The sequence below is a fragment of the Chryseobacterium sp. MYb328 genome (assembly GCF_037572595.1).
GTDB classification, from domain to species: Bacteria; Bacteroidota; Bacteroidia; order Flavobacteriales; family Weeksellaceae; genus Chryseobacterium; species Chryseobacterium pennae.
This window is the reverse complement of sequence record NZ_JBBGZQ010000015.1, coordinates 17,117-33,012: the sequence shown is the minus strand read 5'-3', so window position 1 is coordinate 33,012 and position 15,896 is coordinate 17,117. Positions and strand designations below refer to the sequence as shown.

Genomic DNA, 15,896 nt, shown 5'->3' with positions numbered 1-15,896 from the left:
TATAAATAACTGCTCTATTAAAGTTACACAAAATACTTTCTTGGGAAGCGAACTGAATTTGGAAACAACTATGAAACAGAGAATTTTAATATTATCGTTTACTTTGAGTACACTTTTATGTTTCGGGCAAAAAGGATATTTAGAACTTTCAGAAAATTTTGACAAATATAAAGGTTCTTTAAGGGAGTACTATAACGATATCTTTCCAAAACTTTATAAAGACTTTTCGCAACAATCTTATGCACGCTATACTTCAATACCTTCATTCTCCGAAGAATATGCTTTTTCAGTTGAAACAATAGATAACGGGTATTATATTATATCCAATAGATTTTCTGAAAATTTTTGGTATGCTAAAAAACGTAACCAGGTTAAATTAATCAGTCATAAAACCGAAATAGATTCTACTCTTTATTTAAAAATCGGAAATTTATTTCAAATTCTTACCCAACAAATGAAAACCTCAGAAAAGGAAAAAAGAGGATTTGATGGAACCATGTTTTATTTTGCTACAACCGATACAAACGGACAAATGAAGACTGGTGAAACCTGGTCACCTAATGACAATACAGTATTAGACCGAATTGTCAAAGTTTGCAATAGATTATTTTCAATAGACAAAGAAAAGAATAGTAGCCACTCAGATATTGTAAAGGAAATTGAAAAATTAATTGAAGAAATTAAGAAATAAAAAAAGCATACTATTGAAAACAGGTATACATTTACAATTCAAATACTTTGCATCAGCTATAGTACTGTTGTGTATTTTATCGTGTGAAAAAACAAAAATAAATGAATTTCATTCGGAAAAGAAAAGTATAGAGTTTACCTTACAGAATTTTCCAATGCTTGCTAAAAACTTTGAAAAAGTAAAAGAAGTGAATTTAGACTCTCTTACTATTTCACTCTATAGAAACCCTAAAAAAGAAGATTATGACGAGATTTTAGTTTTTAGCAAGAATAAAAAGTTCTATGCTGTTCCATTTTTCTCAAATATGTATTTTGACTATTGGAATTTTGATAATGAGGATCAAAAACAACTATATCCTAAAACGAATTCAACATTTGAAAAACAGATAAAAAATACTGTTTCTGAATTAAATTTAACCCAAGAAGAGTTTGGATTACTAATCGAAGAATTAATGAAAAGTGTTTTAAATGCTGAAACGAATCTTGATTTGAAACCAAAAATATTTGAGAATTATATTTATTCTACTTATAGAGTGGATCAATATAAAGTGGAAGAATCCGATTCATGCTTAGCAAGAACAAAAAGACTTTATAAACAAATCTTAATCGAATCTGAAAAAATAATTCGATATAATCAGTTTTTTCTGGATGCCCGAAATGGAAGGGTCTACGAATTTATCAATGAAAGCAGAAAAAGAGGGGAATGGAAATTTAAAATAAAAACATATAGAATCGATTGCTTTTCTTATCCCTTAAGCATATAATCACACTAAAAATTGGACTTAATAAAAACATTTCCATCAATTTTAAATAAACAAACATCATGAGAGTTGCTCTTTTTTCTGACATCCACGGTAAAATATTATTGCCCTTTAAATTGGTTGATTTATACCAGAAAAAGACAGGGAATACCGTTGATTTTATATTGCAATGCGGAGATATGGGAGCTTACCCAAATATTGAAAACCTAGACAAAGCAACAATAAAGCATGCACAATATGACAGGGATGAACTTGGTTTTCATGATGACTTTACAAAAATAAATCCAGACATTCAGGCATTTTTAAATCAGCTCAATATCAATATGATTTGTGTTCGTGGCAATCATGAAGATCATGATTTTCTGGATGAACTGGAAAAGGAAAATTCTCAAAACAGCCTATTTCCCATTGATGTTTATGAAAAAGTCTTTGTTTGCAAGTCAGGGTTAAAACAGGAATTAAAAACGGAAAATGAAACCCTCACTTTTGTGGGTATTGGAAGGATTGGTGACCGGAAAGGAAGATCTGAAAAGCGTTTTGTTCAGGATTATGAAAAAAAGGAAATCAGGAAACTGCTTAAAACAAAAGATAATTTTGATATATTAATCACTCATGATAAGGACAACAGTGGCGAAGAGAATTATGGTATGCCTGAAATCAGGAATATATTAGATCATGTCATTTTCCATTATCATTTTTACGGCCAGACATAAAATTTCAGAGATTAAGCATATCATTGAAAAAGACAGGAATACAGATGGTGACTATTGGCTTAATGGAGGAAATGAAATGATATATAAAATCCTGGATACCTTTAATCAGTCCGACTGGAAAGAACTGGAGGAAGACCTGGTCAATTTTAAAGATTACGAGCATTCCATTTTTGCAAGAACCATATTACACTAAGATGAGAACAGAATAGTGGATATTGATCATTACCAATTGTTCTTTAAATCATTTATTTTACTAAAAGATTACGAGGATTGTGACTGTTTACTCTTTGACATGTTTTATATCGAAAATGTTAAAAACCCGGATTTGGAATTATTCAATAACATTAAGTCCAAAATACAATTTCTGGAAGAGGCTGGTTTTTCCACAAACGAAGATATTTTACATTTAGCTTATAATAGTATAGATAAAGTGATAAAAGGTATTTAACTTTGAAAAACAATATCTCCAAGTGAAAACATCTAACCTGCATCCAACATTATGAAAAAAGCATTTGAATTCCTTAAGCAATTAGAAAAAAATAACAATCGCGAATGGTTTGCCCAGCACAAAACAGAATATGACCTGGTTGTGAAGGAAAATAAAGCGTTTTTCAATCAGGTGTATACCGAACTTCAGGAATATGACAATTTAAAGGGAATTCATATTTTCAGGATTTACAGAGATGTTCGTTTTTCTAAAGATCAGACTCCCTATAAAAATAATTTTGGTGTTGGATATTCCCGTTCAAAACCGATGCTCAGAGGTGGATATTATATTCAGCTGGAACCCGGAAACAGTTTTGTAGGTGGTGGATTCTGGGGACCGGAAACTAAGGATTTACTTCGCATCCGCAAAGAATTTGAAATCAGTACCACAGAAATAGAAAAGATTACCTCAGACAAAACTTTTATAAAATATTTCGATGAACTGAAAGGTGAGGCTGTAAAAACAGCTCCACGAGGCTTTGATAAAAATCATCCGGCGATAGATTTAATCAGAAAAAAGCAATACATCGTCATGCGGAAATTTACCGATAAAGAAGTTCTTTCTGATAATTTTCAAAAGGAAGTCGTTTCAACCCTGCTGGCCATGCGTCCCTTTTTTGATTATATGAGTGAAGTTCTGACCACAGACCTCAATGGAGAACCTTTATTTTAAGCTAAAAAAATAAAAACTCATTTGTATGAATAGCCTGCCTGATTAAGATTATTAGATAAAATATATTCTCACCTAAAAAACCAATTGATCATGATTAAATTATTTACCTTAACAGTAGCTGCTCTTCTTACTCTTTTAAGCTGTACCAAAAATGATATGAAATACAGTGTAGGCCAGGAATGGAATTACAAAACCCGACCTATAGAAGCAAACTCAACGCTCACCATTTTAAAGATTGAAGAATATCCTAAAACAGGCAAAGTTATTCACATTTCTATCAGTGGTTTAAAAATGAGAAACCCTGATAGTCCTACTGGTTTTGCAGAAAAACTAACCCATATCCCTATATCGGAAAAAGCCCTGGATAAAAGCGTGACTAAAGTGTATAAAGAAAACAGCAAAATGCCTGATTCTCTTGAAATGGACGGATATTCTACCTGGAAAAAAGAGTTTGACAAAGGAGACGCCGGGGTATTCGCTATTCCTGTTTCTGAAATTGTAAGCGCTATGGAAAAATTGATTATCGAAGGAGATTATACTAAATAAACACCGTAAACATATTCAACAGAAAATCAAAACATACCTATGATAGAAAATCTTGAATAATTGTTTCCACTATTACCATTTTCATTAGTAACAGCTTTCCTGGGCTTTATAATAGTATTGGTTTCAAATGTTGTTCAATTCTTACGGAAGAATTATCAAAATTAAGACTCATTGGAATATTTCTCCTTACTCAGGTGTTTATTGTAGGAATAATACTGGTTGTCTTGCAGACAATAATTCTAAAGAATATCCAAAATGAGTTCATCGAAACAATAAAGAAGTCAAACACAGAAATGACCCAGTCAGATTATACATTTGGAATTTTTGACAACCAGGTTTTGAAAACAGAATTGTTAAAGATTAAGGATATTCAGCCACATCACTCCGGGACCAGCAGGATAATGAAAGTCCGTATGAAGACAGGAAATGAAATTTCAAATATCAGAATTGAGCAGGATTCTCAGAATAAGAATGAATTCTGGGTTTTCTGGGATAAATATTGGTTTGGAAACGAAGATGAAGAAATAGGCAGATTTTATAGTAATAACCTTAAATAAACCTTTGCTCAATTGTTTTTTTCAATATAGTACACAATATAAGGTTGGTTTTAAGAAAAAACTTAAAATCATCTAAACGATTCAAAGTCAAATTGCTAAATTTGAATTAAGTGGCAATAGCTTAAGCACATCAAAGATTTAAATCTGTATAGGCCGGATTTAAAAAACATAACACAAATTAAAAATGATACCATGAAAAAAAACTTTCTATTCTACTTTACTCTTATTTCTTTAGGAGTTTGGGGTCAAAATTATAAGGGAACCATTTACTTTGAGGATGGAACTGTAAGACAAGGAAATACAGACTTTATTTCAGGCGGAGCGAGAAAAATTAATTTCCAGGAAAACAATTCTACAAAAACCGAAAGAATTGAAACCAAAACAATAAAAAAAATAGAATATCTTGATAATAAAACTCAAGAGCCTATTGTATTTGAGAAGTTAGATTACATTTCCGGCTATAAAAAAAATTTCACAGTTCCTATTATCAGCACTGCATGGTTCAAAAAAGAAAAGACCACAGGAGATATTACAGCATATTCTACAGGTTACACAAGACCGGGACATTATAATATGGGAAGCGGTAATATGTTTACCTCTACAACAGTAAACACCTGGGTGTTTCAATATAAAAACGATCAACCGAAGTTAATATACTGGATGATAGATGGCGCTCCGTTTAGAGTGAAGTATCAAAATATCTGGATTAACCAATTTTTTAATGAAATCTGCCCCAGCCTTGTGAAGGAACATTTAGAAAAAAGATTAGTCCTCGAATACGACCCACTTCCTTTGCTAGATTTCTATAACGCCAATTGTAACCCAAATAATAAATAAAAAATCAATATTAAAAAAATGGTTTGCTAATCTTTAGCATTTATTAAAACTAAAATACCTAAAAACACAATACAATGGGACTTGATATTTTTTATAATGTTAATAACAATGAACAGGTTTTTGACTTTGATTATCTCACCAATGATGAATTTCGGGAGAAACATTCGTTGAGCAGAACTTTTGCAAGTTTTATGAACAGAAAACATGTAGTCACCGAAAATGAAAAAACAGAAACGATAAGCTTATTGTTAAGATAACAGTAAGGGTAATCCACAATTCCAACAAAATAGTATTTACATATTGTGTAAATTGGTCCTTTATAAAAACTACTCAACCATGCGAGCCTTAATTTTATTCATCTTCTTTCCGCTGTTAATCCTTGCTCAGAATAAATTTGAGTATAAAAAAGATTTTGACAACATCCTGAAGGAAACAAAAAATAAAAAATCAGACCTTTATTATGATCACTTATTAAAAAGATATCATAAACTGGACTCCACTCTTACGGATAAGCAGGTACTGGCATTATTAATTGGTTTTACAGATAATAAATTTTATAAACCTTATAAAGACATTCAATTTGGCAGAAACTTATACCAGATGAATGATGACAAACAATATAATGAAGTCATACAGCTTGGAGATGAATTTCTAAAGGACCACCCTTTCGACTTGAAAACATTATTTGAAACATCTTATGCTTATTTTAAAACAGACCGGAAAATAATTGCAGATCAGTATCTGGTAAAAACAAAAATGATATTTCGGGCAATGGCCTACAGTGGACTGGGAATGGATGAAAATAATCCTACTTTTGCATTAAACCCTACTGATGGTCAGGATTTTTTAAAAAAAGGCTTTAGTATGAAGATCGGAAAAATGGGTTCCGGGCGAGACAAGAACGGAGATTTTTTAGATATTCTCGATATTGTTTTGGAAAATGGAAATACAAAAAGTATGTATTTCATTATTCCCCATGCAACAAAGAAAATGTTTGAATAAGGAGGCAGAACCTTTTGTAATTTCATTTCAAAAAGCAAATCAATGCTCTATTCTGCAGGAAAACAGTAAGTATTTAGGAATATTTATACTTATAAAACTTTATAGCCCAACCCTATGGACAGTGAAAAAATAAAAATATTGAGAAATAAAATTACAATCCCATTGGATGTTGCCATACAACTGTTGAAGAAAAACAATGGCGATATTGACATCAGTGAACAGGAGTTTCACAATAATAACATAAGGGAGATCAGTATTTCAGCAGAATGTGATCCTGATACAGCACGAGAAAATTATGAGCTCTGCAAATATGATATAACGAAAGCTATTGAAAGAATCAATTCAAGACAGATAATTATCACGACAAGGGACGCTCCATCTCCAAGAAATGAAATCGGATATATTCTATGGCCAGAAGATCAGGATGGAGAATGTTATAAAACAACCAAACGAAACGATGCTTTCATTCCTACCACTGACTTTGATTATGTCATCGATGAATTTAAATCTGTATTTCCTTTGGAAAATCCCTGGAATAAAGAAATGGAAGTATCTTTTGACATCTGTGGACATAATTATTTTGACAAGACCACCTGTAAAATAATAATTGATAGAATAATGCGGACAAAAACTGATGAATTGAAAGTCGCAAAATTTAAGAATGAACTGATTGAATGGCTCGATGATAAATTGGAATATGCAGAGTATATTGTAGTGTATGGAAATCTTTAAGTTGAAAATAACGAACATACAATAAAGATCATTCCCTAATGCTTCACCGTAAATTCCACATTTTTATTTAACTTAGTTTCCGCTGAAAAAGAAGTACTGCCAATAATCTGAACATAGCTATTCGGTCGAACCCAGAACTATAACCACACTTTACAATGCATCAGTTAGAAGTAACCGGAAACCATCAAGTTGAAATTCATTATGACGGAACAACAGTCTGTTTCATCATTAATAAAGAAATACATTCCATTGTAGTGGCTGGGCCTTATCAAACCGCCCAAAATTCTTTTCATATAAACTGTACATACAACAACCATTTCAATGAGCTGAATGATGTCAGATATGAATTGGACCATACTTCATTAGCCAAAATTGAGATTTTTTTAAAAAGATTTGAAACCGGAAATTATTCTGTGTTTCCATTTACCCGGCAGGTAAATTTTGTACAACCACAGGAAAATAATGTAAGTCAATTACATTTTTCAATGGAAAGCAATCCCATGGTCATTTCTACTCAGCCATTAAACAGCATGGATCGAAATAAAATAAATGAGTATAAAGAAAAAATAAACAAAGGAGAATCTCCAATTGTATTTCTGTATTCAAAAACATATAGCGGGCTTGAATTGGAGGAGGTCTTTTTTATTGTATCAGGAAATGAAGTTTTGAAAGCCTATCAGGAACTGGATATAAACCCTAAACTCATCGCGTTGGTCAACTCCACAGATTATGAATATGATTCTTCTAATCAAGAGGTCTTAAACATCATCTCATCACACAAGGAAATCAGGGATACCTCTTACTTATATTTTTATTAAAACTGCTGAAAAACTTAGCGAAAATATGAATCTGACTCAAAAATTAATTCTGGGAAATGCTGTTCTGCTCATTATTTTTACAATACTTATTTTTAAGGTAGAGAAAAACATATTCATATGGTTATGTTTCTATTTTCTGGGCTGTTCATTGTTTGCCTTGATAGTGAAGAATGCTGATAAAAATCCGGATAAAAACAAACGTCATCATAAAGTTCTCCTCAAGACATCGGAAGACGATGGAATCTTTGAATATACAGAAACCGGATTCTATATTTGGAACAATGATTTCATAACCATGATTGAATGGTATGAAATCCTTAGAATAACTGTGCAGAAAACTTCTGTTTTGGAAAATATTCACACAGAATTATTAATGGAAACCGTATTCGGAAAAATAATCATCAATGACTCCATGCACGGCTGGGAAAAATTCATTTCTAAAATTGATGAAAGATTACTTTTTAATAAAAAGAACAACTCAGCAAACTCATGGGAATTAAAAACCAATATCCCCATCATCATTTATCAGAAATAAAAAATGAAAAAAATATTATTTATTATACTTATCAGCTTTAGCTTCATTGGATATGCACAGGTTCCGAATCTTGATCTTAGAAATGAAATTAAAGAGCCTGTCTCAGATCTTCCCCAACGTTTAAATCAGAATGAAATTTGCCTGATTTATGAAATTAATGGAGGCTGGTCTGCTTATGACTTTATTTACTATTATTTTATAAAGAAAAATGGAGAACTGAACATTTATCAGGAAGAACGGCCACACACTTATGTAAAGAATGATCAATTAAAGAGAACTGTAAAAAAAATTGAACCTGCTCCAGCCTTAAAAGATAAAATAATCACCCTTATCAATTCTGAACTTTTATCTGAACTTTTAAAATATAAACAGGAAGATTTCAGGATTAAAATCCCTGAATTAAAGGATGCTCCTCCAATGTGTAGGATCTCGGATCAAAATGAGTTTAAACTTACGTTAATTCAGAATGATAGACAGAGTTCATATCATTATTATGCACCAAGATATTATTATGAAAACTGCCCGGACAAAAGAATAAATAAACCTATACTAAAAAAATTGATTGATGTTCTTGATTTATTCAGATAAAACACCAACTTTTACAAAACAAAACCAATTACCTCAAAAAACAAATATGCTCTATCCCAAAAAGATCTCCTTATTTTTCACAGCTTTCTTACTGTTGACCAATTCTGTATTTGCCCAGACTAAAAAAATAGCACAAATAGACTCTTTGATGAAGACGGTCAATCAATCCGGAGTTTTTAACGGTACTGTTTTAGTATCGAAAAATAATAAAATAATCTACAATGCTGCTTTCGGCTTTGCTGATGCTTCAAAAACGGAAAAACTTACCCCAGATTACAGGTTTAATATTGGCTCTATTACCAAAGAATTTAGTGGTGTCGCCTTATTGCAATTGCAAGAACAAGGTAAATTGAAAATTGAGGATCATGTTTCCCAATATATTCCGGAATTGCCTCAGTGGGCTCATGAAGTAACTATAAAAGATCTATTACAATACACAAGTGGACTTCCCAATGTAAACTGGAAAAAAATTAAAAGTAATCAGGATGTTTTCGATGATTTAAAATTAATCGACAAACTTGATTTTATTCCGGGAACTCAATATGATTACAACATGAACAATGTTTTTCTAAGACAGTTTATTGTTGAAAAAATTACCGGAATGACTTACAAAAATTATGTGAGTCAAAATATTTTCAAGCCCTGTAAAATGAATTCGTCTGAGATCACACCTATTGTTGATAAAAAATTGGTGGCAAAAGGATTTAATAATAAATCAATAGAAGATAAACCTGATTTCTTGGTTGGAGGAACTTTCTTAACGACAACTGATTTGCTAAAATTTGTGAATTGCCTTCATTCGAAGAAGCTAATCAATGAAAATTCGTTGTTTGAATTGGGACAACAATTTAATTTGCCGGATACCCAATCCTCTTTGGGAGAAGCCAAATTTAAAAACAAAAAATTAGTGGAGCACTCTCATGATGGAAGAGCCGGAAATTATGAAGCCCTTTTAGTATCTGACCTCAATGATAATTTCACCATTATTTTATTGGGAAATAATTATAACGGGAAGCTATTTGAAATTTCGGATGTGATTACAGCCATTTTGAAAAAGGGAAACAAATAATCAAGACTGATGTTTAAAATCAAAGACAAATTATTTGACATACAGTACGCCTATTTGGACGCTTTTGTCAATACAGGCCAACAACTGATTTTCGGGCTGAAGAACAATGCAGAAAAAAAATTGAACCTTTCTTAAATGGAAACAATTTAAAATTTGTTCAGAATAAATATGGTGTGTCTATTATGATTCCACACAATACAGATATAGAAAACAATATCCTTATATCAGGAGACTATTAAATGGAAACAAAAATTGCAACAAATATAGAAACCGATACTTTCTACTCCATCATCAGCCTTTTAAAAACAGATCATTGGCATATGGATATTGAGTATGATCATAGACTCATTGATAAAGGGATTGATTTTGATTTTTATCAATTCAGTAAAGATGAAGAACATCTTTTATTAGCATGGAACAACTGGACCGAAGGAGAAATAAAAGGAACTGAAAAAACAATCTCTGAAATTGCCCGCCAATTGAATTTCATCTGCTATTTTGGAGAACCTGAATATCTACACAGACAGGATTTTGTTGAGGAAATAGAAAATACCCTTACATTTATAAAATAATTCTGTAGATAATAAAAACAAAACTATAATGACCAACAAAATCATTGATAAGCTTGCCTGGATAGAATTAAAAGACAAAGCCATCCTGTCAACAAAAAGCTACGGAAAAGACAAATATTATATTCCCGGAGGAAAAAGAGAAGCCGGAGAAACAGATGAACAGGCACTGATTCGCGAAATAAGTGAAGAATTAAGTGTTACAATGGATCCCGAAACCCTTAATTACGTAGGAACTTTTGAAGCACAGGCTCACAGCCATGATGAAGGTATCCTTGTAAAAATGACCTGCTACTCGGGAGAATATTCAGGAGAATTACAGGCAAATTCTGAAATTGAAGAAGTAAAATGGCTTCGTTATTCAGATAAAGATAAAATATCTGAAGTTGATAAGCTGATTTTTGATTATTTACACGCTCATAATTTATTGGATTAATATTTTTCTATTGTCAAAAATTAAACCTTAAAATAAAGATTTCATCAAGTATAACTGAAAGTCTTCAATAACGTACTGCCCCCAATGCTTATCGAAAATAAAGGAATACAAACAGACACTTTTCATATTCCCCCATTCAGCCTGAACAGTAGAGAATTTATGGTTCTGTTTTTATATGGCGGAGCCCATTTTCATCAGACAAAAACATTTCTTGGTGATATTTTTTCCGGTAAAATAAAGGATGCAAATGTGATGGTGCATAAAAATCTGACATTTGTGGAACATTATACGGAACCTTTATTCAGAAGACTTTTCAATCCGGTAACCGTTGGAGAATTTTTAAAAAAGACTACCAACCCAGATAGCCCGTATGCCACAAAAATTTATGAAATCAATGGGATCACCGAAAAAACCAGGATCAATACCCTTCCCAATCATCCTAAACGGCTATTATCTTTATATGCAGCATTTTCAAAAACGGATCATATTGTTTTTGATCTGCTTGGACAGGGCCCGGCTGAAGCTAAAAAAATATACCAGACAGTTAACGAATTTGTAAAAGAAGGAGGTTCAGCCATTCTCCTCGATAATTTTAATGATCAGAAAAACGATTGTACAAAATATATAGAATTGCAATGGCTTAAATAATCTTATATTTACTTCTTTATCAATCACCATTTTATATGACTGTACAGGAACAAATATCAGAATATATCAACAGCCATCCTGAACCCCAAAGAGCAGATCTTCAGGAACTCCACCGTATCATTCTGGAACTTATACCCGATTGTAAACTGATGTTTATAGACGATGAAAAAAATGATGAAAGACCAACTTTCTCTCATGCCAGAATAGGCTATGGACTTCGCTTCACAGAAGATATGGCCACCATCCCCCGGGAATATCCTAAGATCGAAATGGATGCCAGCTCCTACGGAATAACTATTGCTATCAATGAACTTCATGATAAAACCTACTTAATGAGAACTTTTGGTGAAAAGATAGGAAAAGCCAGTATAACCGGTTTATTCATAAAATTTAAAGAACTGAAAGACATTAATATTGAAACCCTTGAGGCAGCAATACGATATGGCTACGAACAAAATTCTTAATTTTATCGCAAAATTCATCAGCACTGATCATAGAAACAGCACCAAAAATGGCCAGTAAACTTATTTAATTCCTCATCCTAGAGATATTATCTCTTCTTGTGGGACTATTTTTTTTATACAGCCTTCACCAGTGTTTTCGCGGCAGATGGACTGGCAGGAATGTATATATTATTAGGGTTAATTCCCGTTGTTCTCATTATCATTGCAGACAGAATCTGTGTCTGGAAATTTGGAGCAAGAAAGGTCAATAAAGTACAGTTTTATATAGCAGGAACATTTATCCTGCACTGGGTAAGATTACAAACTCAATAAAGATTAAAAACAATTTATCATCAGGCATTTAAGATTATAGGATATCGAACTGCAGTGGCTTAAATAATCTTATATTTACCTCTTTATCAATCACCATTTTATATGACTATCCAGGAACAAATTTCAGAATACATCAACAGTCAGCCAGAATCTAAACGTATGGATATACAGGAACTTCACCGCATCATTCTGGAACTTATACCTGATTGTAAACTGTGGTTTCTGGACGGAAAAAACAGTGATGGTAAAATTGTTTCCAATCCCAACATAGGTTATGGACATCGTACCATGCAATATGCAGATGGAAAAACAAAGGAATTCTACAGAATCGGAATAAGCGCCAATACAGCAGGAATATCTGTTTATATCCTGGGAATTGATGATAAAACCTATTTATCAAGAACCTTTGGTGACAAGATAGGAAAAGCCAGTATAACAGGTTATTGTATAAAATTTAAGGCCCTGAAAGAAATCCATATTAAAACCCTTGAGGCAGCAATACGATACGGCTACGAACAAAATCCTTAATTTTATCGCAAAATTCATCAGCACCAGTCATGGAAACAGCATCAAAAATGGCAAGTAAACTTACTTTATTCCTCATCCTAGGGATATTATCTCTTCTTGTGGGATTATTTTTTTCTTATACAGCCTTCACCAGCGTTTCTGCGGCAGATGGACTGGCAGGAATGTATATATTATTAGGGTTAATTCCCGTTGTTCTCATTATCATAGCAGATAGAATCTGTGTCTGGAAATTTGGAGCAAGAAAGGTCAATAAAGTACAGTTTTATATAGCAGGAACATTTATTTTACTTTTTATCCTGAACTGGATAAGATTACAAACTCAATAAAGATTAAAAATAATTTATCATCAACATGAAAAAGGCATTTAAGATTATAGGGATCACCCTTGGAATTCTTGTAGTATTTCTCATCTCCAGCTATTTTATAAAAGTGAATGAAAGAGAAAACTTATTTTATAAAATTATTCAATATGTAACCTATAATGACGAAGATTGGAAAAATTATGAAACCAATCAGAAACTTCTTACAGAGAACCCGTCAGGAGATATGGTTACCGTAGTAGCTGAAACACCATCAGATTTTCACCCATATAATATTGATCTCTTAACAGGAAAAACCAAAGCAGAAGAATTAAAAAAGATTGAGAACGCCCATTTCGAAAAATTAACGCCCGCAAAAAATGGCCCGGATGATGAGGATGCTCAAATCGCTTTGATCAGATTAACAGACAGACGGCTGACAGATGTTATTATCAATCAAAAACTGAATATAAAGATCGGAAAATGTTATGAAAACCCTAATAAAGAAGATAACTACCGTTGTGTAAGCTGTATGATTCTTTTATACAACAGAGATAAGCAGGATTGGCAGGAAGCACCTGATGGAGAGAATTTCCTGGATAACTCGTATGATTTTTATCAGGCTGCCGAAGGAGGAATGTGGGAAGCAAAATCATTATCCATGTTTATTCCGTATGACAATGCTCTTTTTAAAAAATATGAAAAGAAGTAAAATACAATAACAGTTTCAGTATATATCTGGAGATCTGTACCAACAAATCCGTTCAATATTACAGAACGGATTTTTTATTTGATCATATTAATTTGATGTAATTCGTATATTAGAAAAAAGCAACTCACAATTATAACCTATAATACCACCGGAATATATATTGATATTATATTTGCAAAACAATAAACAAAACCATGAGAACCTTTGTAATCGGAGACATTCACGGTTGTTATGATGAACTCATAACCCTGACAAAAAACATTAATCTAAAAGACGAAGACCTGTTGATTTCCCTGGGAGATCTCGTTGACAGAGGTAATAAATCTAAAGAAGTTTACGAATATTTCAAAAACCGTCCGAACTCAGTGGTTCTGATGGGCAACCATGAAAGAAAACATCTGAACGGAACTTTAAGCTACGCTCAGGAAATTGTAAAAATACAGTTCGGAGGACGGTATGCTGAATTTATTGATTGGCTAAAAAACCTGAATTATTATTACGAAACGGAAGATGCCATCATCATTCATGCTTTTTTTGAACATGATAAAAAGCTGGAAGAACAAAAGGACGAGGTTTTATCCGGCACCACTTCCGGAGATCGGTATTTAGAAAAAAAATATCCCGAAAATACCTACTGGAACGAGTTTTATAAAGGTGAAAAACCTATTATCTACGGCCATCATGTAGTAGGAGATTATCCCAAAATCCTGAACAATACCTACGGAATAGATACAGGAAGCTGTCATGGAAATTATTTAACCGCGATTGAACTTCCGTCATTTCAGATTCATCAGGTAAAAGCCCAGAAAAATTACTGGACTGAAGAGCAGAAAAAATGGCAAATTCCGGTGTTAAAAAATAAGAACTGGAACGAAATGACCTTCACGGAAATAGACAAACAGCTTGCAAAGCTTGCCTATATTAAAGAGGAGGAAATCGTTGGTTTTCTGAATGGTTTACAGGAATGGAAAGATCAACTACAAGACTCGTTGAGGGATATGAAAGAAATGATTGACCATATTACCCGCTCTATTATTGAAAAAAATCCGGATACATTCCCTCTTGAAGTTGAAAAATATCTTTTCAAAGGGTTTATGTATAAAAGCAGAACGAACCGTTTGGAAGTAAAAGACCTGGAAAAACATATAGATACTCCGCAAAAGGTCCTGGATATGCAAATGGAACTTAAAAACGCTCAGTAAACTTACAAAACGTAATGAAATATAAATTTCTCCTGTTAACTTTTTTTCTTCCACTGCACATTTTTGCCTGTAAATGTGCTAATGAGCCCACTATAAAAGAGTCTTTCAACACTGCTACTCTTGTTTTTATCGGTGAGGTTTATGATGTTTCAGAAGCTCCCAATGGATATAAAACCTCTAAAAATACACTGAGTAAAGTAAAAATCAGCAAGGTGTATAAACCGGATTTTTATGACGATTTCTATAATGAAAATGCCACTCTTTTCCATTCTCAGCTTCACTCATGTGATGTTTTGTTTTCCGAAAAAGGAAAATATCTGATATTCGCCTATATCAGTAAAGATACCGGTTACCTCTATTCTGATCATTGCCTGGTACAAAAAAGACTGGACCAGGTCACAACGGAAGATTTAAAAGAACTGCAAATACTGAGCAATGATTATCTGACTCAGTTAAAAACACTCAAGACAAATACACCAACAGTAACTGATGATCTTATTGATGAAGATATTAATGTATCTGAAAATATGATAGGGAAGCATCTCAAAGAACTTTCTGATATCCGTAGTGAAAATAAAAATTTAAAGATGATTGCCTTTTTTTCAATCATCGTCATTCTTATATTTTTAATAATTATTTTGATCCTACGCAGGAGACTAAAAACGATTGAAAAATAATTAGATCAGCAATTTCCAACAAACCTATGAAACCCCTTATTA

General features: G+C 32.6%; 25 protein-coding genes. All 25 read left to right on the top strand.

Translation table 11 applies throughout. The annotated features are described in order from the left end of the window. Positions 1-70 precede the first annotated feature (70 nt). Positions 71-691 (top strand): hypothetical protein, encoded by a 621-nt coding sequence (locus WH267_RS15145; protein ID WP_340009405.1) that lies wholly within the window; start codon positions 71-73, stop codon positions 689-691. A gap of 13 nt (positions 692-704) precedes the next feature. After that, positions 705-1,454, top strand: a complete 750-nt coding sequence (locus WH267_RS15140; protein WP_148060809.1) for a hypothetical protein — start codon at positions 705-707, stop codon at positions 1,452-1,454. A 59-nt stretch (positions 1,455-1,513) separates the two neighbouring features. Then, positions 1,514-2,164 (top strand): metallophosphoesterase, encoded by a 651-nt coding sequence (locus WH267_RS15135; protein ID WP_340009402.1) that lies wholly within the window; start codon positions 1,514-1,516, stop codon positions 2,162-2,164. Further along, on the top strand, positions 2,127-2,357 hold the full coding sequence (locus WH267_RS15130; protein ID WP_340009400.1) for a hypothetical protein: 231 nt from the start codon (positions 2,127-2,129) through the stop codon (positions 2,355-2,357). Before WH267_RS15135 ends, WH267_RS15130 begins: the two co-directional genes overlap by 38 nt. 306 nt (positions 2,358-2,663) lie before the next feature. Next, positions 2,664-3,323, top strand: coding sequence for a DUF2461 domain-containing protein (locus tag WH267_RS15125; protein ID WP_340009398.1), 660 nt, complete (start codon positions 2,664-2,666; stop codon positions 3,321-3,323). A gap of 90 nt (positions 3,324-3,413) precedes the next feature. Continuing rightward, entirely contained in the window at positions 3,414-3,869 is a 456-nt protein-coding gene (locus tag WH267_RS15120) for a hypothetical protein (protein WP_340009396.1), read from the top strand. 224 nt (positions 3,870-4,093) lie between these two features. After that, positions 4,094-4,426, top strand: a complete 333-nt coding sequence (locus WH267_RS15115) for a hypothetical protein (RefSeq protein ID WP_340009393.1) — start codon at positions 4,094-4,096, stop codon at positions 4,424-4,426. A gap of 192 nt (positions 4,427-4,618) precedes the next feature. Then, on the top strand, positions 4,619-5,263 hold the full coding sequence (locus tag WH267_RS15110) for a hypothetical protein (RefSeq protein WP_340009391.1): 645 nt from the start codon (positions 4,619-4,621) through the stop codon (positions 5,261-5,263). Between the two features lie 74 nt (positions 5,264-5,337). Further along, positions 5,338-5,520: a hypothetical protein gene (locus WH267_RS15105; RefSeq protein ID WP_340009390.1), complete on the top strand. Its 183-nt coding sequence runs from the start codon at positions 5,338-5,340 to the stop codon at positions 5,518-5,520. Between the two features lie 79 nt (positions 5,521-5,599). Continuing rightward, complete coding sequence (locus WH267_RS15100) at positions 5,600-6,265, top strand: DUF4919 domain-containing protein (protein ID WP_340009388.1); 666 nt, start codon at positions 5,600-5,602, stop codon at positions 6,263-6,265. A gap of 138 nt (positions 6,266-6,403) precedes the next feature. Beyond that, positions 6,404-6,997, top strand: coding sequence for a hypothetical protein (locus WH267_RS15095; protein WP_340009386.1), 594 nt, complete (start codon positions 6,404-6,406; stop codon positions 6,995-6,997). Positions 6,998-7,152: 155 nt separating this feature from the next. Next, positions 7,153-7,815, top strand: coding sequence for a hypothetical protein (locus WH267_RS15090; protein WP_340009384.1), 663 nt, complete (start codon positions 7,153-7,155; stop codon positions 7,813-7,815). Positions 7,816-7,840: 25 nt separating this feature from the next. Beyond that, positions 7,841-8,350 (top strand): hypothetical protein, encoded by a 510-nt coding sequence (locus WH267_RS15085; RefSeq protein WP_340009382.1) that lies wholly within the window; start codon positions 7,841-7,843, stop codon positions 8,348-8,350. 3 nt (positions 8,351-8,353) lie between these two features. After that, positions 8,354-8,938 (top strand): hypothetical protein, encoded by a 585-nt coding sequence (locus WH267_RS15080; protein ID WP_340009380.1) that lies wholly within the window; start codon positions 8,354-8,356, stop codon positions 8,936-8,938. Beyond that, positions 8,916-10,007 (top strand): serine hydrolase domain-containing protein, encoded by a 1,092-nt coding sequence (locus WH267_RS15075; RefSeq protein ID WP_340009378.1) that lies wholly within the window; start codon positions 8,916-8,918, stop codon positions 10,005-10,007. Before WH267_RS15080 ends, WH267_RS15075 begins: the two co-directional genes overlap by 23 nt. 239 nt (positions 10,008-10,246) lie before the next feature. Then, positions 10,247-10,579, top strand: a complete 333-nt coding sequence (locus WH267_RS15070) for a hypothetical protein (RefSeq protein WP_340009376.1) — start codon at positions 10,247-10,249, stop codon at positions 10,577-10,579. Between the two features lie 28 nt (positions 10,580-10,607). Then, on the top strand, positions 10,608-11,012 hold the full coding sequence (locus tag WH267_RS15065; RefSeq protein WP_340009375.1) for an NUDIX hydrolase: 405 nt from the start codon (positions 10,608-10,610) through the stop codon (positions 11,010-11,012). 84 nt (positions 11,013-11,096) lie between these two features. Beyond that, positions 11,097-11,660, top strand: coding sequence for a hypothetical protein (locus WH267_RS15060; RefSeq protein ID WP_340009374.1), 564 nt, complete (start codon positions 11,097-11,099; stop codon positions 11,658-11,660). Positions 11,661-11,695: 35 nt separating this feature from the next. Further along, positions 11,696-12,124, top strand: coding sequence for a DUF1801 domain-containing protein (locus WH267_RS15055; RefSeq protein WP_340009373.1), 429 nt, complete (start codon positions 11,696-11,698; stop codon positions 12,122-12,124). 96 nt (positions 12,125-12,220) lie between these two features. After that, positions 12,221-12,436: a hypothetical protein gene (locus WH267_RS15050; RefSeq protein ID WP_115970324.1), complete on the top strand. Its 216-nt coding sequence runs from the start codon at positions 12,221-12,223 to the stop codon at positions 12,434-12,436. A gap of 102 nt (positions 12,437-12,538) precedes the next feature. Beyond that, on the top strand, positions 12,539-12,964 hold the full coding sequence (locus WH267_RS15045) for a DUF1801 domain-containing protein (RefSeq protein ID WP_340009371.1): 426 nt from the start codon (positions 12,539-12,541) through the stop codon (positions 12,962-12,964). A 29-nt stretch (positions 12,965-12,993) separates the two neighbouring features. Continuing rightward, positions 12,994-13,290, top strand: coding sequence for a hypothetical protein (locus WH267_RS15040; RefSeq protein WP_340009369.1), 297 nt, complete (start codon positions 12,994-12,996; stop codon positions 13,288-13,290). Between the two features lie 25 nt (positions 13,291-13,315). Next, positions 13,316-13,975 (top strand): hypothetical protein, encoded by a 660-nt coding sequence (locus WH267_RS15035; protein WP_340009367.1) that lies wholly within the window; start codon positions 13,316-13,318, stop codon positions 13,973-13,975. A gap of 194 nt (positions 13,976-14,169) precedes the next feature. Next, positions 14,170-15,177, top strand: a complete 1,008-nt coding sequence (locus WH267_RS15030; RefSeq protein WP_340009365.1) for a metallophosphoesterase — start codon at positions 14,170-14,172, stop codon at positions 15,175-15,177. Between the two features lie 14 nt (positions 15,178-15,191). Then, positions 15,192-15,854, top strand: coding sequence for a hypothetical protein (locus WH267_RS15025; RefSeq protein ID WP_340009363.1), 663 nt, complete (start codon positions 15,192-15,194; stop codon positions 15,852-15,854). The last annotated feature ends 42 nt before the right edge of the window (positions 15,855-15,896 follow it).